Source organism: Cloacibacterium normanense (genome assembly GCF_003860565.1).
Lineage (GTDB): Bacteria > Bacteroidota > Bacteroidia > Flavobacteriales > Weeksellaceae > Cloacibacterium > Cloacibacterium normanense.
The window spans coordinates 674192-695982 of sequence record NZ_CP034157.1; the positions used below are offsets into that span (position 1 = coordinate 674192).

General features: G+C 32.8%; 20 protein-coding genes. 12 read left to right on the forward strand and 8 right to left on the reverse strand.

Going from position 1 to position 21791, the window contains the following annotated elements:
• Nucleotides 1-354: 354 nt before the first annotated feature.
• Nucleotides 355-978 carry a hypothetical protein gene (locus EB819_RS03175; RefSeq protein WP_069797993.1) on the reverse strand — a complete coding sequence of 208 codons (624 nt, stop codon included), beginning with the start codon at nt 976-978 and terminating at the stop codon, nt 355-357.
• A gap of 325 nt (nt 979-1303) precedes the next feature.
• On the opposite strand from EB819_RS03175, the gene EB819_RS03180 reads away from it, so the two are divergent.
• Nucleotides 1304-1612, forward strand: a complete 309-nt coding sequence (locus EB819_RS03180; RefSeq protein ID WP_069797991.1) for a hypothetical protein — start codon at nt 1304-1306, stop codon at nt 1610-1612.
• 222 nt (nt 1613-1834) lie between these two features.
• Here the strand turns inward: EB819_RS03180 and EB819_RS03185 are convergent, their stop codons facing one another.
• From EB819_RS03185 to EB819_RS03205, 5 genes are all read right to left on the reverse strand, one after another.
• Nucleotides 1835-2692 (reverse strand): GLPGLI family protein, encoded by an 858-nt coding sequence (locus EB819_RS03185; protein WP_317126167.1) that lies wholly within the window; start codon nt 2690-2692, stop codon nt 1835-1837.
• Between the two features lie 142 nt (nt 2693-2834).
• The gene (locus EB819_RS03190; protein WP_003013318.1) at nt 2835-3698 is read right to left on the reverse strand and encodes an aminoglycoside 6-adenylyltransferase AadS; all 864 of its coding nucleotides are present in this window, start codon (nt 3696-3698) and stop codon (nt 2835-2837) included.
• 243 nt (nt 3699-3941) lie between these two features.
• Nucleotides 3942-4865 (reverse strand): PDDEXK-like family protein, encoded by a 924-nt coding sequence (locus tag EB819_RS03195; protein ID WP_069798694.1) that lies wholly within the window; start codon nt 4863-4865, stop codon nt 3942-3944.
• A gap of 234 nt (nt 4866-5099) precedes the next feature.
• Nucleotides 5100-5429, reverse strand: a complete 330-nt coding sequence (locus tag EB819_RS03200) for a DMT family transporter (RefSeq protein ID WP_024565581.1) — start codon at nt 5427-5429, stop codon at nt 5100-5102.
• Between the two features lie 290 nt (nt 5430-5719).
• On the reverse strand, nt 5720-6403 hold the full coding sequence (locus EB819_RS03205) for a hypothetical protein (RefSeq protein ID WP_083331663.1): 684 nt from the start codon (nt 6401-6403) through the stop codon (nt 5720-5722).
• Nucleotides 6404-6602: 199 nt separating this feature from the next.
• Between EB819_RS03205 and EB819_RS03210 the strand changes: the two genes are divergently transcribed.
• The 10 genes from EB819_RS03210 to EB819_RS03255 all read left to right on the forward strand — a co-directional run bounded on the left by EB819_RS03210 (nt 6603) and on the right by EB819_RS03255 (nt 15959).
• The gene (locus EB819_RS03210; RefSeq protein WP_069796939.1) at nt 6603-7670 is read left to right on the forward strand and encodes a tyrosine-type recombinase/integrase; all 1068 of its coding nucleotides are present in this window, start codon (nt 6603-6605) and stop codon (nt 7668-7670) included.
• 227 nt (nt 7671-7897) lie between these two features.
• Nucleotides 7898-8161, forward strand: coding sequence for an AtpZ/AtpI family protein (locus EB819_RS03215; protein WP_069796937.1), 264 nt, complete (start codon nt 7898-7900; stop codon nt 8159-8161).
• Between the two features lie 441 nt (nt 8162-8602).
• Entirely contained in the window at nt 8603-9763 is a 1161-nt protein-coding gene (gene atpB, locus EB819_RS03220; protein ID WP_069796935.1) for a F0F1 ATP synthase subunit A, read from the forward strand.
• Nucleotides 9764-9893: 130 nt separating this feature from the next.
• A complete protein-coding gene (atpE, locus tag EB819_RS03225; RefSeq protein WP_012782425.1) occupies nt 9894-10088 on the forward strand; it encodes an ATP synthase F0 subunit C in 195 nt (64 codons plus the stop codon).
• 85 nt (nt 10089-10173) lie between these two features.
• Nucleotides 10174-10671: a F0F1 ATP synthase subunit B gene (locus EB819_RS03230; protein ID WP_069796933.1), complete on the forward strand. Its 498-nt coding sequence runs from the start codon at nt 10174-10176 to the stop codon at nt 10669-10671.
• A gap of 1 nt (nt 10672) precedes the next feature.
• On the forward strand, nt 10673-11212 hold the full coding sequence (gene atpH, locus EB819_RS03235) for an ATP synthase F1 subunit delta (protein WP_069796930.1): 540 nt from the start codon (nt 10673-10675) through the stop codon (nt 11210-11212).
• Between the two features lie 16 nt (nt 11213-11228).
• Nucleotides 11229-12806, forward strand: coding sequence for a F0F1 ATP synthase subunit alpha (gene atpA, locus EB819_RS03240; RefSeq protein WP_069796929.1), 1578 nt, complete (start codon nt 11229-11231; stop codon nt 12804-12806).
• An 85-nt stretch (nt 12807-12891) separates the two neighbouring features.
• Nucleotides 12892-13749, forward strand: coding sequence for an ATP synthase F1 subunit gamma (atpG, locus tag EB819_RS03245; RefSeq protein WP_069796926.1), 858 nt, complete (start codon nt 12892-12894; stop codon nt 13747-13749).
• 539 nt (nt 13750-14288) lie between these two features.
• Nucleotides 14289-15632 carry a hemolysin family protein gene (locus EB819_RS03250; RefSeq protein WP_069796924.1) on the forward strand — a complete coding sequence of 448 codons (1344 nt, stop codon included), beginning with the start codon at nt 14289-14291 and terminating at the stop codon, nt 15630-15632.
• Between the two features lie 39 nt (nt 15633-15671).
• The gene (locus EB819_RS03255) at nt 15672-15959 is read left to right on the forward strand and encodes an ATP-dependent Clp protease adaptor ClpS (RefSeq protein WP_069796922.1); all 288 of its coding nucleotides are present in this window, start codon (nt 15672-15674) and stop codon (nt 15957-15959) included.
• A 297-nt stretch (nt 15960-16256) separates the two neighbouring features.
• On the opposite strand, the gene EB819_RS03260 is transcribed toward EB819_RS03255, so the two are convergent.
• The gene (locus EB819_RS03260) at nt 16257-18458 is read right to left on the reverse strand and encodes a M20/M25/M40 family metallo-hydrolase (protein ID WP_069796941.1); all 2202 of its coding nucleotides are present in this window, start codon (nt 18456-18458) and stop codon (nt 16257-16259) included.
• Between the two features lie 10 nt (nt 18459-18468).
• Entirely contained in the window at nt 18469-21030 is a 2562-nt protein-coding gene (tamL, locus tag EB819_RS03265; RefSeq protein ID WP_069796920.1) for a translocation and assembly module lipoprotein TamL, read from the reverse strand.
• On the opposite strand from tamL, the gene EB819_RS03270 reads away from it, so the two are divergent.
• Nucleotides 21016-21744 (forward strand): TrmH family RNA methyltransferase, encoded by a 729-nt coding sequence (locus EB819_RS03270; RefSeq protein WP_069796918.1) that lies wholly within the window; start codon nt 21016-21018, stop codon nt 21742-21744. The genes tamL and EB819_RS03270 overlap by 15 nt on opposite strands.
• Nucleotides 21745-21791: the final 47 nt, after the last annotated feature.

Sequence of the window (21791 nt, forward strand, 5' to 3'; positions counted from 1 at the left end):
AATATTCAGATTTTGGCTTTTTATTTCAGTCCGTTTTAATAGAAAATGAATTCAGACCTTTTGCGTAAGGAGTTTTGGTCTGGATTCAGTTTCTTCCAAGATTCAAAAATTCAGAAATTTGTTTGTCAGCGAAATTTTTGGTGACATAGCACACAACGGGAAAGGGCTTTGCGAGGTGCGGGCTACTGCAACTGGAAGTGGAGAGGAGACCGAACGCTAGCAAAAACTTTTTCCATTTTTTAAAATTACGAAAAAACTAAAAAATGGAAAAGTTTTTTGCGGGTATTTTCTGAAAACTTTCTAAGATTTCATTCAACCCCGCATCTTGCAAAACCCATGTTACCTGCAGTATCTTTAAGGTATTTGATAATTATAGATTAGAGTTTTTAGTTTACTATTTTTAAAAATCATTTCGGCAGAAAACTCAAGTCCGTCATGTACAAACGGTTTTAGATTTCCAAATTCGTAATTATTTCGGTTCTCGTTCATTGTGAAAGTCCAATATAAAGTTTCATTTCCATTGTTAATTTTCGTTGAATCAGGTTTTCCATAAATTTTTTCCACGAATATTTTTGACATTCCGAGTTTAATTTTCTTGTCTGTTTGAATTTCAGTTGTTTCAATTGAATTTAAAGAATCTTCAACCATTATTTTATCTGCTTTCATAAGTTCAATCAGTTTTTTATTCTTTAAAGGTTCATCTGTCAAAATTAGCGTTGTAATTGAATAATCAGTGTAAGGAATGAAAAATAATTTTTGATTTTTAAATCTGAACCATTTTGAATTTTCTCCATTTGCAAATTTTTCAAAGTCTGTTTCAGATAAATGTATGAAATCAGGAAAGATAGTTTTTTCTGCAATCTTTATTTTATTTATTTTTGAAAGTTTTTCGGAATTAACCTGTTCACTCTTGTTGTTTTTTGAACAAGAAACAATGAAAAATATTGCTAAAACTCCTTTTATGACGGCTTTTGTCATGATATTGCAGGTAACGGTTCGGCGGATTTGCGAAGTCCCGAGAAGGAAGTTTGCTTCCGTTCTTGGGATTTAGCAAATTCACAGATGTGCGAAGTTCGCGTAGCGACGAGCAACATCTGCGGATGTAATCCGCCGAACCGATGTGGCAAAAGTAGCGGAGCGGATTTCGACCACATCGGTTCACGGCTTGGTTTTCGGCGGTGATTAGAAGCGGAAACCGAGTATAAACACAAAACTAAATTAATTAACAAATAGTGCTACTGATAACATTCGACACCGCTGAAACCAAACCGATGTTATCTGTAGCCGAAATTTCACAAAGATTATGAATTTAAAAACTGTGATTTTTGCAAGTGAAATAAAAGAATTTCAAAGTCAAGTTGGATTTTATAAGTTGGTAAAAGACATTTATTTAGCCAATGAAGATAGATGGATAAAATGTGGTGAAATTATTTTAATTAAAGATATTTTTTTAACAATTTCTGGATTTGATAACGGATATAATAATTATCAAATTAATATAAAAATAAAAATTTTTGATGGGGAAGAATTTGAACTGAAATTAACTGAAAATGAGATTAAAAATTACACAGATTTACAAAAAAGATTTAGGAGTAAATTTTTATCCATATAGTTTGGTTTCGGTTACAGATAACGGAAAGGGGCTTTGCGAGGTGCGGGCTACTGCAAACTGAAAGTCGGGAGGAGAACCAATCTCTAGCAAAAACTTTTTCCATTTTTTAAAATTACGAAAAAACTAAAAAATGGAAAAGTTTTTTGCGGGTATTTTCTACAAATTTTCTAAGATGTCCTTCAACCCCGCATCTTGCAAAACCCATGTTGTATGCAGTGCTTTTTATTTATTTGGATATTTAACGGCTTTATCAATTTCTATTGGATTATATTCCTTTTTCATTCTTTCTTGCGCCATTTTTGTCAATTCTTTAAATTGCTCTTTACTTGTAACTTTTACGCCATAAACTCTAAATTCTCCTTCAGCATTAGGATTATAACTTTCACGCATATCACGAAGTGGATCATTGAAAAATTCCAATTGTTTTTTTTGTATAAATTTTTCATTTGTTAAGATTGCTTTTTGACCTGCAAAATTTTCAAGAAATTCGTTGGTATTATAAGTTTTTTGAAGTTTCCAACTTTTCAACAAATTAAATGAAAAATTTTGTTTATCGTCATAAATTTCAAAAATCAATCCTGGAAGTCCGCGAAATTTATAAGGACCTTCATTTAAATTAATTTCGTTTGAAAACCACGCTGTCCAATTTCTACCGCCGAAAGTTGTTTTTGCTTTCTGAAGGTTATATTCTCCTGATTTTTTAGTTTCTTTTGTCAATTTCCAATTCATTTTGTCATTTGTTTCAAAGACAAAGAAACTGTCAAGTAATACATAATTCAAATTGTTGTAGGTATTTTTCTTTCTCTTAATCGCTGGAAAATTGCTATCCCAATTTGCACTATTAAAATTTCTCACTTTATTCAAAGAGTCCGTTTCAGCATATTCGTAAGAATAGAATTTTACTTCGTCTGGATTTACGTCCAAAGTCATATTTGTTTTTTCGTAGTTATTTATGGTTGAGTCTGGCTTATATTTAAACTCATAAATAAATCTGTGAGTTTGAGAAAAACAATAAATTGAGGTAAAAAGTAATGTTAAAAAAAGTGTTTTCTTCATTTTAAACGGTGTTTTTGGTAGCATTGCATACAACGTGCCGCGTATTGGCGATGGGCGGGATTTTTAGCACTGAACTTTAATCGAAGAACAGAAGTTGAATTTTGCACTTCCGTTGATACGAAGCCGTTCAGCCCGCCTATTGCCAATACGATGTTGTACGACGTAGTTATGTTTTGGGTTTTAGTCCAGCTAAATATTTTCGTATGTCATTTTCTAATTTATCCGGGTATTTGTACTCTAATTTTTTTGACAATTCAGTTCCTATTTCTGAAACTAAATCAGTCATTGAAAATAGAGCAGTCCAATTTTCCTTTATATCGCTCCCTGAAAATGTTTGTTCTGTTTTAGCCCACATTTCCTGGTTAAGATACTTTTTGAAAAGTCGTCCATATTTATTGGTCGTTATGTTCCAATTGTGTTCACTTGCAATGTGCCATTCAATTAAAGGAATTAAATATTCTGTGCGAATAACGGTTTCCGACATAAATTTCGCATAGAATATTTCATCTCTCACAAGACACTTTGCCACGTAAGTTGTGTCCCACCAAAAATCGTTTATTAGATTTTGAAACTCTTTTTCAGACGGTTTTTTGATAATGGAAATTTGATAAGTTGGTTTCAGCATTTGCTTTGTAATACCATCTTTATCAATTAAAATTTTATAACCAATATCCCAATCTTCTGGTAATTCTTTCTCTTGCGTTTCCTTTATAAATTTTGATTTGCTGTAAAGTTTAAAATCTACTTTCACACCGTCTTCATAAAGTAGCATTTTCATTGCGTGTTTATGGTTAAAACAACTTTCGTCTTCTTCAATCATAGCAATTGGATTTCCGAATTTAAGCGTCCAGCTTTTGTCTGAAATGTAATTTGTATTATCCTCAAAAACAAATTCAATGTCTAAATCACTAAATTCGTCAACAAGTGCTAAAGGATTTACAAGTGAACTTGTCAGAAGAAGAACTCTTACATCTTCGTTTTTCTCCGACCATTCTATAATTGTTCTTAACTTTTCTTCTCTGACTTTCATTTTGTTTGGTTCGGTTTTACTATGTCGTACAACGGAAAAGGGCTTTGGGAGGTGCGGGCTACTGCAACTGAAATTCGAGATGAAAACCGAACGCTAGCAAAAACTTTTTCCATTTTTTAAAATTACGAAAAAACTAAAAAATGGAAAAGTTTTTTGCGGGTATTTTCTAGAATATTTCTGAGATTTCCCTCAACCCCGCATCTTGCAAAGCCCATGTTATAGGCAGTTCTCTTTTATCAAATATTATTTTGGTGCTTTCATTATATCAGAAAATTTAAGTTTTTTTCGAATTTTCAAAATTTCATAAAGTTTATCTTCTGTCAATTCCGTAAGTGGAATCTCATAACTACTGTTTTTTAATAATTCTTTCAAATCTTTTTCATAAGAATCGTAAAGCTTCTTGTGTTTAGAAATTCCAGTATTTAAAAATTTCTTTAACTCTTCAATCTCTTCTATATTAGAGTGCTTTTCAAATAATTCTTTGTTTTTAAAAATTTCAAACTGTATTAACCTATTTCTAACCTTTCTTTCCTCATTAGTGGTTAAATATATAAGAGCATTTATCCATTGATTAAGGATTAGTTTTTGATTAATGTCAGCACAAATATTATAACACATTTTAAGCCACATTACAATTTCTTTTTTATAAGAAATTTCATAAACATTTTCTTTTAAATGCAAATTTTTTGTAATATACTCATCTCCAAATTGAGTAAGGTATATTATTCTAAAATTTTCTGGCGAAACATATTCTTTTAAGCAATATTCATAGTACCTTTCTAGCTGTTTCTCTTGATTTTTTGCATAAACTTTATTTTCAATCAGAATTGCTTTTTTAGAAGGTTTTTCTTGTTCTAATATAATATCAATTCTTCCTGATTCAATTTCTTCATTATATTTTTTTGTATCAATTTTAGCTTCAACTTTGACTTTATAACTGTCCAATGTAAATCCATCATCAAAAACTATTTGAACAAATTCTTTAAAAAATTCATTACTTTGAGAATGATAAATACTTTTCGGGTTTAATAAATCAGAAATTAGATTTGATTGAGTTTTTACTTCATTTTTTGTAAGTTTTAGAATTCTGAAAATATTGTAACCATCAAAATCTTTACAATCATAATTCTTTTGTATTTGTCTTATCTTAGAAATAAATTTTTTCATTTATGTGATGTTTTTAAGTAGAATTGCCTATAACGGGAAAGGGCTTTGCGAGGTGCGGGCTACTGCAACCGGAAGTGGAGAGGATAACCGAACGCTAGCAAAAACTTTTTCCATTTTTTAAAATTACGAAAAAACTAAAAAATGGAAAAGTTGTTTGCGGGTATTTTCTACAAATTTTCTGAGATTTACTTCAACCCCGCATCTTGCAAAACCCATGTTATCTGCAGGCATTTTTTAGTGTGTTGAAGATTTAGAGAAAAAGTTCATAACAAAAACACCTGCAACAATCAAAATAATTCCAATAATTGCTGGTAAATCCAAAGATTGTTTAAAGATAATTACTGAAATCAATGCAGTTAAGACAATTCCTAAACCTCCCCAAATCGCATAAGCAATTCCTAAAGGTATTGATTTTAATGCTTGAGAAAGGAAGAAAAAGCAAGCAATATATGCTATTATTGTTATTGTCGTGGGTAAAAGTTTTGAAAATCCGTCAGATGCTTTCATAAAACTTGAACCTAAAACTTCAAGAACAATCGCTAATGCTAAATATAAATATTTCATTGTTTGTTATTACTTTTTGTTAAGATAAAATTACTATAATTTAAATTCTTAGATAGTTTTTTTGTGAAATTCCTTCTATGAAATGGGTTTGGATATGCTTGCAGATAACGGAAAAAGTATTTGCGAAGGGCGGGCTAAATTGGACGAAAAGTTCAATTTCGACCAACCGAAGCGAATGCTTTTTTCGTGGAACTAAACTACAAAAAAATTGTGGAACGAAAAAGCAGGCGCGACTAAATGCAACTGGTAGTTCTATTATTCCTTCAACCCCGCCTTTTGCAAATACTATGTTATACGACGTTTTTCTTTTCCAAATTATTTATTTTTTCAGCAACTTTTAAACAGTTTTCGTAATTTCCGGAAAGACCAATTAATTCAGTTTCAATTTCGTAAAGTTTTTCTGCAATTTTAGCTGAATCAGATTTTGATTTTACAAGTTTGAGAATTAGTGGTGTATAACCTTGATATTCATCTCTTGGAGCATCATCGTTAATTCCAATTGGATCCCAATATTCCCATAAAATTTGGTCAATTTGTTGATAAAGATTTAGAAATTTTCCCTTGCTTCTAAATTTTTCTTTTAACTCATTTTTGTCAAGGTTATAATTTCCATTTTCAAGATAATCTTTCCATAATTGAACATTTTTTAGATTTATGTCGTATCCAATTTTTGAATTATCCCAATCGAAAATAACATTACTAATTTCATCTCCATTCCAATCAAAATATTCAGAAGCAATCAGTGAAAAAGCAATAGTAGTCAAATCTTCGCTGTCAAGTTTTCGAGTAATAAAATCATTACATAATTTTATCAAATGTTCTTTCTGAATTTCAAATTCTCCATCATTGATTTGTTGGATATAAACACTTGTTGTATCACATCCAGTTTTTGTTTGGCTATTTTTTACGTCAGATTTTAGCTCATCTATCGTAATTTTATTCTCAAAATATTCTTTTAATTTCTGTTCGGTCATTTTTGGTGAAATGTCGTATAACACTCAAATATACGAAAGTTTTGCGAAAGTGCAAATTTTTTGATAAATTTTGACTATATGCTATATATTCAGTGTTTTTTGTATATATTTGGTTTCGTATTTCGTATAGAGATTTATAGAATTTATTGCACTCTATTTTTTAATCTACACAAAATGCGAAGCCTGTAAAGATAAATAAATGGATTTTAATTTATACAAATTCAGTATAGGAGAACACTATTCTAAAAAAGTCATTTGGATTACTTTTCCCAAAGATTATACCTTGATTAAGGAACTTAGAGAGCGTTTCTCGTCTGTAAAGTGGAGCAGTACTCATAAAGCATGGTATTTGCCAGATTTACCATCTATACGTACTGCTTTACAAATTAATACTAGCGAAATAGGAGATGAACTTATAGCAAGTATAGCACCTAATAACCAAGAAGCTTTTTTGCGGTTTAGAAATCAATTAAAACTAAAAGCGTATAGTAAGAATACCATTAGAACCTACACTACAGAATTTGCGCATTTGCTTAGAACAATTAAGCATTACTCTGTAAATGAACTTACACAAGAGAGATTGAAAGATTATTTTCTATATTGTATTAAAAAAGAAAATATTAAAGAAAATCATCTCAATAGCAGAATTAATGCAATAAAGTTTTATTTCGAAAAAGTGTTGCACAGGGAAAAAATGTTTTTTGATATTCCACGTCCTAAAACACCAAAACGGCTTCCTAAAATGCTCACAAAATCAGAAATTAAAAAGATTTTCAAGCAAACATCTAATCCTAAACATCTCCTCATGCTCCAGCTTTCTTATGGAATGGGTTTAAGGGTTTCCGAAATTGTAAATCTTAAAATAGAGCATATTAATTCTGAGGATATGCTGGTTTTAATCGCTGGTGCAAAAGGAAAAAAAGATAGGTATACCAATTTGCCAGAGTCTATATTACCTCTATTGAGAACTTATTATAAAGAATACAAGCCAAAAGATTATCTTTTCGAAGGTCAATACGGTGGTGCATATTCGGTGAGAAGTGTACAGATGGTTTTTAAAAATGCACTCAAAAATGCTAAAATCAACAAAACCATTGGTATACACGGTTTGAGACACAGTTACGCCACTCATCTTATAGAAAGTGGGGCGGATATTAGATTTTTGCAAGAACTTTTGGGGCATAATTCTATTAAAACTACCCAAATCTATACCCATGTTACAGATGTTTCTAAATCAAAAATAAAAAGTCCTCTTGATTTTTTATAATTGTCTCCAAAAAAATTCCATTTTCAGCTCTCCCAAAGGAAAGTCAAAGGAAAGTCAAAGGAAAGTCAAAGGAAAGTATAACTAAAGGGTAGCCAATCATACATAAAATCTTCTTTTAAAATTATGAAAAGGGGAGTGCTAGTCTTTTTAATTCTATAAACATGACATTTGTCATATTTTTTGTCATTCCGCTCAGATTTATATAGTTTTACACCAAATTAAAAACAATGGCTCTACAAGACCAAAATACTCCGAAAACTCCTGAAGAACAGAAAGAAGAATACAAAAAAAATCCTATGCGCTTGTACGGAATTTATTCTTCCATCGTGTTTCAGATGTTGGCCATCATTGCTTTAGGATTTTGGGGCGGGAAGAAAATTAATGATTATCTAGAATTGCCCAATGATTTATTAACCGTTGCCATTGGTTTATCAGGATTAGGATTAGCCTTGTACAGTACCTTAAAACAATTAGAAAATATAAACAAATAATACGCATGAAACAGTCTACCTCTTGGTTATACATTGTTCTATTTATTTTGGTCTTTTTTTTACATTTTGCGATATGGCAACTTTATGTAAATGACTTTCAAGTGATATTTATTCGCTATTATCTTTTCTTAACTATTTTATTTATGATGGTCATTACCATTATGTCTATTGTCAAAAAGATTTATCCAGAGTATATCGGTTTTACTTTTATGGGGCTCATGCTCTTTAAGTTGAGTGTTATGTTCTTGGTAATGAATAAGTTACAATTATCCGAAGTGCCATATCACAAGTATCATTTTATACCGCCTTACTTGGTTTCTTTACTGTTAGAAACTTTGTTCGCAATCGGTTTATTGAAAGAACAAAAAAATAACTAATTCATACTTTGTTAATTTGTTTTTTTATCATATTTTTGCAAAACTTTTAAAATAACATAAATCAATGCTGAAAAGAGGAGTTTTATTAATCGGTTTTTTATCTACATTTTCACTTTCTTTAGCGCAACATCACGAAGCTGCAGCAGAAACTAAACCTGCTACAGAAACCAAAGTGGTAAGTGCCGAAGAAGCAGAAAAAGAACAAATAAAGAAAGAAAATAAGGAGTTTATAGACCATCACTTGTTAGATGCTCACAGCTTTGATATTATGGTGGAAAAGAAAGCAGACGGTACAGAACACCACATCGGTTTTCCACTTCCTGTTATTTTCTATGATGAAGCAAACGGTCTTCATGCATTCATGAGTTCAAAATTTCACCACGGTAAAGAATTGAAAGATGCTCATGGCAAAAAATACAACGTAGTAGAAAGCAAAGGTGCAAACTACGCTCTTTACCACGAAAAAATTGTAAAAACAGACGCTTCTGGTGCTATTACTTTAGATGACCACGGTCACGCTACCAATGCAAAAGTTTTAGACTTATCTATCACGAAAAGTGTTTTAATGATTCTATGTGCATCATTATTGATGATTGTAATTTTTGGTTCTATGGCTAGAAATTATAAGAAATCACCAATTCCTACAGGTGCAGGTAAATTATTCGAACCACTGGTAATCTTCATCAGAGATGAGATTGCGATTCCAAACATCGGACCGAAATATCACAAATATATTTCTTATTTATTGACTATTTTCTTCTTCATTTTATTCCTGAACGTATTTGGTTTATTACCTTTCGGGATTAATGTAACAGGGAATTTAGCCATTACAGCTGCTTTAGCAATTTTTACCTTCATCATTACACAGTTTACGGCAAACAGAAACTATTGGCAACACATCTTCTGGATGCCAGGTTTACCGTTCTTAATGAAATTGGTAATGATTCCTATCGAATTAATCGGGATGATTATTAAGCCGTTTGCATTGTTAATACGTCTCTTTGCAAACATGTCAGCAGGTCACATCGTAATTATGTCATTAATTGCAATGATTTATTACTTCCAAAATGTAATTGCAGGCGTTGCATTCCCATTCTTAACATTTGTATTGTATTTATTAGAGATATTAGTAGCATTCTTACAAGCGTATATCTTCACCATGCTTTCTGCGGTTTACTTCGGAATGGCTAATGAAGAACACCACCACGAAGAAGCTCATCACTAATAAGAACCAAGTGAAAAGAGCCAAGATAAAAGAGTTAAGAGCCAAGTAGAAAGTTATCATTTTGAACTCGTAACTCGGATCTCGAAACTCAAAACATAAAAGTAGAAACTAATTTTTAAAATTATATATTATGGAAATTCCAAAACTAGTAGGTGCAGGTTTAGTAGTAATCGGAGCAGGTTTAGGTATCGGTAAAATCGGTGCTGCTGCTTTAGAAGGTATGGCTCGTCAGCCAGAACAAGCTGGTAAATTACAAACTGCAATGCTTATTGCTGCTGCACTAGTTGAAGGTCTTGCATTTGCTGCATTATTTGCTGTAAACTAAGACTCAAAAAAATAGCACTCACCCGTAACGGTTGGTTACGGGAAGTGTTTTTAAAAATTAAATAAAAAAAATATATAAAAATCTTATGGGATTATTAGAGAATTTTTCGTCAGGTTTGTTCATCATTCAGTCAGTTATTTTCTTGATACTTCTTTTCGTGTTAGGAAAATTTGCATGGAAACCTATCCTTACTGCTTTAAATGAGAGAGAAGTTTCTATTCAAGACGCTATTAACCAAGCTAAATTGGCTAAAGAAGAAGTTGCAAATCTTAAAGCAGACAATGAGAGAATCATCCGCGAAGCTAAAGCTGAACGTGATGCCATCTTAAAAGAAGCAAGAGAGTTAAAAGACAAAATCGTAGGTGAAGCAAAAGACCTTGCAAAATCTGAAGGAGACAAAATGATTGAACAAGCAAAACAATCAATCAATGCTGAGAAAAATGCAGCGATGGCTGATATCAAAAATCAAATTGGTTCTCTTTCTGTAGAAATTGCAGAAACTATTCTAAAACAAAAATTAGATAATGCTGATGCTCACAACGCATTAGTTGAAAAAATCATTAATAAATCTAACTTAAATTAATATGCTAACCTCTAAAGTAGCGAAAAGATATGCACAAGGTTTACTAGACTTTACTCAAGAGTCTGGGAACACGGCTTCTATTTTTTCGGAAATGAAAGATGTAGTAAAGATTTTTAATGAATCTAAAGAATTAAAAAACTTCTTTGCTTCGCCAATCATTGACGCTAAAAAGAAAACCAAAGCAGCCTTAGAAATCTTTGCTCAGTTTTCACAATTAAGTAAGAATCTCATTACTTTGGTGATTAAACAAGGTAGAGAAAGTCATCTGCAGCATATAGCACAAGAGTTTATCAATAAAGTAGAAGACTTACAAGGCGTACAGAGAGTTACCTTAACCGTAGCTTCTGAACTGTCTCAGAAAAATGTAGAAGACATTGTAAAATCTTCATCTTTAGTAGACCATACTAAAAATTACGACCTAAATGTGGTAGTAAACCCTGAAATTATTGGCGGTTATATTTTAAGAGTAGGAGACCAACAGGTGGATACTTCTGTAAGAACTAAACTAAGCCAAGTGAAAAAAGAATTTCAATTAAATTAAGTTAAAAAACCATAAAATGGCAGAAATAAATCCGGCTGAAGTTTCAGCAATTTTAAAACAACAGTTAGCCAACTTTGATACACAAACAAATGTAGAAGAAGTGGGTACAGTATTACAAATTGGAGACGGTATCGCTCTAGTTTACGGTTTAGAAAACGTACAATACGGTGAATTGGTAAAATTCGAATCAGGAATTGAAGGTATTGTATTAAACCTTGCAGAAGACAATGTAGGTGTTGCACTTCTTGGAGAATCTAAAAGAGTAAAAGAAGGAGATACTGTAAGAAGAACCGAAAGAATCTCTTCTATTAAAGTAGGAGAAGGTCTTTTAGGAAGAGTAGTAGATACTCTAGGTAATCCTATCGATGGTAAAGGTCCTGTAACCGGAGATCTTTATGAAATGCCACTAGAAAGAAAAGCTCCAGGAGTAATTTTCCGTCAACCGGTAAATGAACCACTTCAGACAGGTATCGTAGCAATTGACTCTATGATTCCAATCGGAAGAGGACAAAGAGAGTTGATCATCGGAGATAGACAAACTGGTAAAACTACCGTTGCTATCGACACTATTTTGAACCAAAAAGAATTTTATGATGCTGGTGAGCCTGTATTTTGTATCTACGTTGCTGTAGGTCAAAAAGGTTCTACTGTAGCACAAATCGTAAAAACTTTAGAAGATAAAGGAGCTTTAGCTTATACCGTAGTGGTAGCAGCAAACGCTTCAGACCCTTCTCCAATGCAGGTATACGCACCAATGGCGGGAGCTGCAATCGGAGAATTTTTTAGAGACACTGGTAGACCAGCATTAATCGTTTATGATGATTTATCTAAACAAGCAGTAGCTTACCGTGAGCTTTCTCTATTATTAAGAAGACCACCAGGTCGTGAAGCATATCCTGGAGACGTTTTCTACCTTCACTCAAGATTATTAGAAAGAGCTGCTAAAGTAATTAAAGATGATACCATCGCTTCTCAAATGAACGATTTACCAGAATCATTAAAACCAATGGTAAAAGGAGGTGGTTCATTAACGGCTCTTCCAATCATCGAAACTCAAGCAGGTGACGTATCAGCATATATTCCTACCAACGTAATTTCTATTACAGACGGACAGATCTTCTTAGAGTCAGATTTATTCAACTCTGGGGTGAGACCAGCGATTAACGTAGGTATTTCTGTATCGAGAGTAGGTGGTAACGCTCAGATTAAGTCTATGAAAAAAGTTTCTGGTACATTGAAACTTGACCAAGCGCAGTACAAAGAATTAGAAGCTTTTGCTAAATTTGGTTCTGACTTAGATGCTGCTACTATGGCAGTTATCGCAAAAGGAGAAAGAAACGTAGAAATTCTTAAACAACCAGTAAACTCTCCACTACCTGTAGAATCACAAGTAGCGATGATTTACGCAGGAACTGAAAACTTATTAAGAAACGTTCCTGTAAGAAAAGTAAGAGAATTCCAAGTAGAATACGTAGACTTCTTAAAAAACAAACACCCAGAAGTAATGGCTGCTCTTAAATCTGGTAAGATTGATGACAGTTTAACAGGTGTTCTTAAGCAAGTAGCTACAGATTTAGCTTCTAAATATAACTAAAATTAGTTGATGGTTTTTGGTTGATAGTTGACGGAATTTTCTAAGACTAGCAACCAACAACCGACAACCAACAACTAAACTAAATATGGCAAATTTAAAAGAAATTAGAGGAAGAATAACTTCTATTTCATCTACAATGCAGATTACAAGTGCAATGAAAATGGTTTCGGCTGCGAAACTGAAAAAAGCACAAGATGCCATTGTAATGTTAAGACCTTATTCTGAAAAACTTCAAGAAATCATTCAGAATGTAAGCGCAAGCTCTGATTCTGATAACGTTTCTGCTTTTGCACAAAAGAGAGAGGTGAAAAAAGTACTATACATCGCTATTACTTCTAATAGAGGTTTGGCAGGTGCTTTTAACTCATCTATTATCAAAGAATTAAATCACAGAATTTCTAATTCTGCTGTAGAAGTAGAAGTGTTAACCATCGGGAAAAAAGTTTTTGATGCTGTAAAGAAAAACAGAACAGTATATGATAATCAAAGTGCCATCTTTGATCATGTGAGTTTTGAAAAAGTATCAAAAGTGACTTCTGCTGTGATGAAGGATTTCAGCCAAGGAAAATTTGATGAAGTACATCTAATTTATAATAAATTTTTAAATGCTGCTAATCAAGAAGTAAAAACTGAACAGCTATTACCAATATCAATGCCGGAAACTGATGGTAATGCAAACAGTGATTATATCTTTGAGCCCAACAGAAACGAGATTTTGGATAGCCTAATTCCTAAATCTATTAAAACGCAAGTGTACAAAGCAGTGCTAGATTCTATCGCATCTGAACATGGAGCGAGAATGACAGCGATGCACAAAGCGACTGATAACGCACAAGCACTTAAAAATGATTTGGTAATTTTCTATAACAAAGCGCGTCAAGCTGCGATTACCAATGAAATTTTAGAAATCGTTTCTGGTGCAGAAGCACTTAAAAATAGCTAAGAAATATTTCTTTTATACGATAAATGAAAGGGTGTCAACTCAGGTTGATGCCCTTTTTTATGAGGATGAATATAATAAGTTCATTTTATGAGTTCACTATAGACATTTAATTTTGTTTATAATGATTAACTTTACTTAGTTTTTCTTATCCAAAGGAAATTAGTTAAAAAGAATAAAACTAAAAATTAAAATACGTAATTAAGCGTATTGTATATCATGGGGTTTGGGTGTACTTTTGAACTGTAGATTTAAATAAAGCATTACACAAAAGTGTAATTGATTCATAAAATAAATCGTTTTAAATTTGCACCGTAATAACCCAAAACACAAATGATGATAAATTTTCTACTGCAGTAAAATTAAGGTTATTATGTAAACTGCAGTAGAAATTTTTTTTTACAACAGGAAGTAGTAATTTTCTTCATATTTCGATTTTTAGACCAAAAAAAGGGTGCGTTTACGCACTCTTTTTTATTAAACTTTTATATTAAAAATAATCATATATTTGCATAGATTAATCAATTCACAATTTTTTATAAATGGATTACGATAGTGTCGTCAAACTTCTTATTGCATTATTACTTGTATTATTAAACGGGTTTTTCGTAGCGGCGGAATTCTCCATCGTTAAGGTTCGTTATTCTCAGATTCAAATCAAGGCTGCCGAAGGAAACAAAATGGCGAAACAAGCCGAACACATCATCAAACATTTAGATGCTTATTTATCTGCTACACAATTAGGGATTACCTTAGCTTCATTAGCATTAGGTTGGGTAGGAGAAAGCGCTCTGGAACATGTTTTCCATGGGGTATTCTCTTATTTCAATATCAATATTGCACCTACTATGATTACGACAATTTCTGTAGTAACCAGTTTTTTAATCATTACCGTAATGCATATTGTTTTTGGGGAGTTAGTGCCTAAATCTATTGCCATTAGAAAATCAGAAGCCACTACCTTATTCATTTCTGCACCATTAAGATTATTCTACAATATTTTCAAACCATTTATTTGGTTAATGAATTTATTCTCAAATGCTTTTTTGAAATTAATAGGAATCCATCCTGCTTCCGAACATGATATTCACTCTACAGAAGAACTTCAATTGTTGGTAAAACAATCAGCTGATAGTGGAGAAATAGAAGAAGAAAACTACGAAATCATTAAAAATGCTTTTGATTTTACAGACCACACTGCAAAACAAGTGATGGTGCCTCGTCAAAATATTATTTCTATTGATATAGAAGATGATAAAGAAGAAATTCTAAAACAAATCATCGATTGTGGATATTCTAGAATTCCAGTGTTTCAAAACTCGATTGATAACATTATAGGACTTTTCTACACCAAGGAAATCATGAGAGAATACATCAAAAACAAAGACCTTGATTTAAAAGAGTTTTTGAGAGAAGCATTCTTCGTGGTAGGAAGTAAAAAGATTTCAGATTTATTAAATGTTTTCCAACAAAAGAAACAGCATTTAGCCATCGTTATCGATGAATTTGGAGGTACAGAAGGTATTCTTACTTTAGAAGATATTTTAGAAGAATTGGTAGGCGAAATCCAAGATGAAGAGGATGATGAAGATAAAATTGTAGACCAAGTAGGCGAAAACGTTTTCTGGGTAAAAGCAACTCAACCTTTAGAAGAAATTAACGAGTGTTTGCCGAAAGAATTATCAGAAGTTGGTGAATACAATACTTTAGCTGGATTTATCCTGCATCAATTAGAAGATATTCCAGAAGAAAATCAAGAGTTCGATATCGATGATTATCATTTCAAAATTTTGAAAATGAATAATAAGTCGGTAGAACTGGTAGAATTGGTCTACGAACCAAAAGATATTGTAGATGACTTAACCGAAGAAATTAGCGAAATCTAATTAATCTCAACCTTTACCTCAAAGTTAACTTCAATCAAAATGAAATTTTACGATAATCCTCAAAGAGAATATCAGGAAGAAGTAGCGCTTCTAGAACAGGAAGACGAAGTCTACAAATTAGTGCTGCATAATGATGATGTAAACACTTTTGATTTCGTAATAGAGTGTTTAATCGAAATTTGTAAACATACGCTAGAACAAGCCGAACAATGCACCATTTTGGTACATTACAAAGGCAAATGCACCGTGAAAACAGGTAGCATGGAACTTCTAAAACCCATGCACGAAAAATTAATTTCCAGAGGTCTTACTTCTGAGATTGTATAAATAAAAAAACTCGTTCCAAAATTTCGGAACGAGTTTTTTGTTATCAAATTTTCTTTAACCTAAAAACGAAATTTAATAGTTGTTCTATTTGTACAATTTTAATTTTTGAAATTGACAAGCTTATCAATTGCGTCGGGCTTTAGCCCGATGAAAAAGTAAAAAAAAATAAATGGCTTTAGCCAAAACCTAGATAAAATTTGGCTAAAGCCAATCTTGTATTGGATTAAAAAAAACGGGCTAAAGCCCGTTCCAATTGATATATTAAAGTGATGGATTTAATGGTATTTTGAATTAAGATTAGAATTTCACCTTAAAAACTTTCGTTTCCCCATTTCTAATCACGGTAACTTCTTTTTCGTCTCCAGCATTGAGTTTTGATAGACAATCCATATAAGAATAAACTTCTGTGATTTTGCAATCTCCAATTTGGGTAAGAATATCTCCAGACTGAATTCCTGCAAGTGCAGCAGGTCTGTTATCAGTAACACCGTCAATGTGCAAACCATCTTTAGAATCTGCATAACTTGGCATAATTCCCAGTGTTACTTTGTATTTTGGGACAGATTTGGTAGAAGTAGTTTTAGTCTTTGTAAACGGAATTTCAGATTTCTGAGAAAGTTCATTCGCAATACCAAATACATAATTGGTAATAGTTTTTACGCCATCGAAATTTATTTTATCACTGTCATCACTTGGTTTGTGATAGTCTGCATGCGTTCCCGTAAACAAGAATAAAACAGGAATATCTTTCAGATAGAAGCTGGTATGATCAGAAGGACCAATTCCAGATTCATCAAGTGTAATATTATAACCTGCAGGTTTCACTTTTTTTACCAAATCTGGGAAAATAGGAGAGGAACCTACACCTCCTACCGTAAGGTTTTTATCTTTGTCTAATCTTCCTACCATATCCATATTAATCATGGTCACTACATTAGGATATTGAGATTTTACATTTTCTGCAAATTTTTTAGAGCCAATCAGTCCGTCTTCTTCCGCTGAGAAAAGTGCAAAAACGTAATTTACTTTTTCCTGAGTCTTATTTTTGGCAAAAATTCTCGCCAATTCCATCACTGCCGAAACGCCAGAAGCATTATCATCTGCACCATTGTGAATTTGTCCGTCAGAATTCATCAGCGTTGATTGATGATGTTGGTTTAATCCTAAATGGTCGTAATGTGCGCCAATGACAATCGTTTTAGCGGCTTTATTGTCTAAATATCCTATCACGTTGGTTCCTTTACTTGGAGTAGAAGAATTTTCATCGTGTGGATTGAGTTTAATGGAATATTCAAACGGCTGTAAATGGGTTTTAAGACCTAATTTTTTAAAATATTTCTGAATATAATTGGCGGCTTTTTGCTCTCCTTCACTTCCTGCTAATCTGCCTTGTAATTCGTCACTGGCAAGAAAACTAAGATGATTTTTAAGTTGAGTTTCGTTTACATTTTCTGCTTCATCTGTGTCTACCCAATCTGCGATGAAAACATTGGTTTCTCTCGGTTTAGACTGATTTCTATTGCTGCTGAAAACCAATTTTTTCCCATCTTTAGAAAACATCGGGAACGCATTGAATTCACTTTCGTAGGTGATTTGTTTCAGATTTTTTCCTTCTAAATCTATGGTGTACAACTGGAAATCATAACCTCTCGTAGAATGATGATTACTGGAGAAAATAATTTTCTTATCATTTGGAGTGAAATATGGCGCCCAATTCGCTTTTCCAAGGTGTGTAATTTGTTTTAAATCTGTTCCATCAGCATTGATGGTGTAGATTTCCATATTGGTAGGAGCAACGAGATTTTGAGCCAAATAATCTTTGTATTCTTTAATTTCGGCAACGGTTTTTGGTCGAGAAGCACGGAATACAATTTTTTTAGAATCATGAGAAAAAAACGCACCACCATCATATCCTAAACCGAACGTAAGTTGTTTCAGATTTTTCCCGTCAATATCCATCGTCCAGAGTTCTAAATCGCCAGTTCTGGTAGAAGTGAAAACAATTTTTTTACCGTCTGGAGAAACCACCGCTTCTGCATCATAACCAGGAACATCTGTCAATTTTTTAACAATTTTACCGCTCAAATCTGCCATATAAATGTCAAATTCTGGATAAATAGCCCAAAGATATTTTCCGTCTTTAGAAACAGGCGGAGCTGGACAAGCGTTGCTCGCTTCATGCGTAGAAGCGTAGAGAATATGTTGGTTATCTGGCATAAAGAAAGAGCAAGTAGTTCTTCCTTTTCCTGTAGAAATTAATTGTAAATTATCAGATTTTTTAGAATAATCCTTCGATAAATCATAGGCGAAAATCTGGTCACATTCTGCTCCCAAATTTTTATTGGTGACTTGCATCGTCAGGAATTTTCCATTGGGCGAGAAATACGCTTCGGCATTATCTCCACCATCAGTCAATTGCTGAATGTTTCTAAGATTTCTTTCTTGTGAAAATAAGAAAACACTGTTAAGCAGTGCAAGAACGATTACATTTTTCTTCATATGCGTTTTTTTAGAAAGGATAACCAATCGAGAAGTTGAAAGTTGGCTTAAATGGTTTTATTTTGTCAAATACCCATCTTTCGCCTTTTGGCTGATTTGGGTCGTGTAATTTGTAGGCTAAATCTATTCTTACGGTAATGTAGGCTACATGCATTCTCAGACCGAAACCAGAACCCAATCCCATTTGAGAAATAAATTTATTGAACTTAAATTCATCGCCAATTCCTGAATCTTTGGTGCTCCAAATGTTTCCAGCATCTGCAAAAACGGCTCCTTCAAACATTTCATTAAATGGATATCTGTATTCTATGTTGGTGGTCAATTTTACGTTATCCATCATATAAGCTCTCACTTTTTGGTCGATTTGTGTATCGGCAGGACCTAATCCTCCAAAAGCAATCCAAGCTCTGATGTCATTACTTCCGCCATTGAAATACGAACGGATAAATGGCATGTTGCTAGAATTTCCATAAGGAATCCCTACACCAATAAATTGTCTTACAATAAACTGTGATTTGTTTTTGAAAGTGAAATATTTTCTCGCATCAATATCGAATTTCACAAACTGAGAAATCGGAATGCCGAAAATGGTTTTGCTATTCGTTAAAACCCCAGAATCCGTATTGTTTTTACTGAAAATACTCAATAAATTCCCAGCCAATTCTACTTTAGCATCCAAAAAGAATGGGTTTTGATAGCCTTTTTTCCCGATTTCATTATAGATATAATTGTAAGCCAAAGAATTGATGAGAACGTCTTGAGTTAATCGGTCTTTTTTAATGGTAGACTGTCTGAAATTGAGCAATAAATCTAAACCAGTTGGCGAAAGACTATTCGCAAAACCTGTATCATTAAGCAATAATCTAGATTTGGCTTCAGTGTCTAAATTAATAGCACCTGGATTATAGATATCATAGAGATTAAAAATTCCGTCTTTAATATCTCCTTCCGTTTTGAATAAATCATAATATTTATCCTTATTTCGAGTAAATGAAAACTGAGTGTTAAAAACAGATAATCGATGAGAAATCACTTCATTCACCGTGATAAAATAATTCAATCCAGCGTTCACGTTGATTCTGTCCATTCCAATATTATTCTGTACAGAAGCACCTAAATTCACTGTAGAAACAGGCGAATATTTGTTTGGGACGAATTTTTCGGTGTTAAAAGGCAAGAGCAATCTTGGGAAATTCAACCCAAATTGAAGGGAATATTCAGAAGCGTTAAACAACGCATTAGGATTTTTTTCATCGAAAACGGTACCAAAAGTTCCAGAAACACTTCCCGTAAAGTTTTCGGCGCCACCAAAAATATTTCTCGCCGTTAATTCTGCTGATGGCGAAAAGCCAAGATTCAAAATTTGAGAATAATGTAAATCGAGCGCCGTTTTAAAATTGTATTTCGGTAACGGAATGAGTTTGTATTTTACATTGATAATTGTATCATTCGGATTGCTGTATTTGTCTGGAGAAGCTTTATAACTGGCAATGCTGAAATTATTAAGCGCTAGGAAATTTCTTTTGGTAAGGTCTAGATTTTTTTGGTTGTAAATTTCACCTTTTTTAAGCGTAATAGGTCTCCAAAGTGCTTTAACCTTGTATTGGTCATCTATTCTTTTGATGATGGCATTTTCGTATTCTTTTACGTCTACATTGGCAGTGTCGGTAAGTTTTTCTAAATATTGAATTTCTACGTTACCTATAGTATACTGTTTATAAGGTGTTTTTAGCGTGTCTTTCAAAATATCCATGGTGAGTGGAACTTGCTTTCTGCTTTGCAAAGTGTCTGCCGTAAAATAAATTTCTCCACCATCTCTATTGAAGCTATAATAACCTTTTTCTTGCATGAGTTCGGTAATTCTTTTGACCTCGTCTTCTAATTTTTCTTGGTCTAGAATAGCTCCAGATTTTACTTTAGATTCTGTAATTTTTTGTTCGTAAATATTTCGGATGTTTTCGTAGGGAATATTGTAGTAATATCCGTTGATATAAGTAGGATCTTTGTACGTGATTTTGTAATTGGCTTGTGCTTTTTTTGCTGCAGAATCTAGTTTATGAGAAAAATCGACATGAGCGTCCCAGAATCCTTTATACACCAAGAATTTTTTAATAGAATTGGCACTGGTTTCGGTTTTTCCTTGCTCTAAAATAATAGGTGGTTTTCCTAAAGAATGCCAAACTCTGTTCCAAAACAAACTATTGCCCTTCAATTCTGGATGATTGTATTTCACATAAAGAGAATCTCTGAGTTTTTGATTTCTCATTTGTCTCGGAAACGTTTGATACTCGTTTAGAATGCTGTCATATTTCGCATTCGCCATGTTATAAATCCATAAACGAGTAGGGAACAAATAGAGGTCTTTTTTATTGGGTTTTTGACTGACAAAATTCGGGATTTCTTCATCGAAATCTTTTCGGTCTACATATTCAAAATTATTTTTGGTCAATAAATACTCACCATTCGGAACTTTCTTGGTACTGTTACAAGCGTAAAGAAACCAAACCAGGATTGCAAAAGATAAAAATATGTGGTATTTTTGAAAATATTTAAAAAAATGCTTACTGCTCATAAAATAAAAGTTTTTCAGTCTCTGGACAAAAAGAAGTTCAGACAAAAATACAATTTGTTTTTGGTTGAAGGTAACAAAATAATCCAAGAGTTGAAACATTCTTCTTACAAAATTCAAGAAATTTTTTCTATTCAACCCGAAGATTTATCCTTTCCCGAAACAGAAATTCATCCTATTACAGAACGTGAACTGAAGAAAATTAGTTTTCTGCAAACACCAAAAGATTCTGTAGCGGTAGTAGAATTGCCTTCTCCTGAAATGCTAGAGCAACAGAAAATACAGATTATTTTAGACGGAATTCAAGACCCGGGAAATCTGGGAACCATCATCAGATTGGCAGATTGGTTCGGAATTGAGCAGGTGATTTGCAGTCAAGACACTGTAGATGTGTACAATCCAAAAGTGATTCAGTCGACCAAAGGTTCTTTTGCTAGAATCAATGTGGTATATACCGATTTAACAGAATATTTGGCGAAAACAGACGCAGTAAATATCGGTACAGACATGGTGGGCGAAAATATTTATCACTTTGATTTTCCTGAGAAATTCAATCTTATATTAGGCAATGAAGGAAACGGAATGCGACCAGAAGTTGAAAAATTGGTTTCCCAAAACATTACCATTCCACGATTCGGACAAAAACAATCTACCGAAAGCCTCAATGTTTCGATGGCGACAGGAATCATTCTAGGGCAGATTTTTTCTAAAATTTAGAAATGAGGGATTAGGATTTAGAAATTAGTTTTGAGAAAAATGTTTAT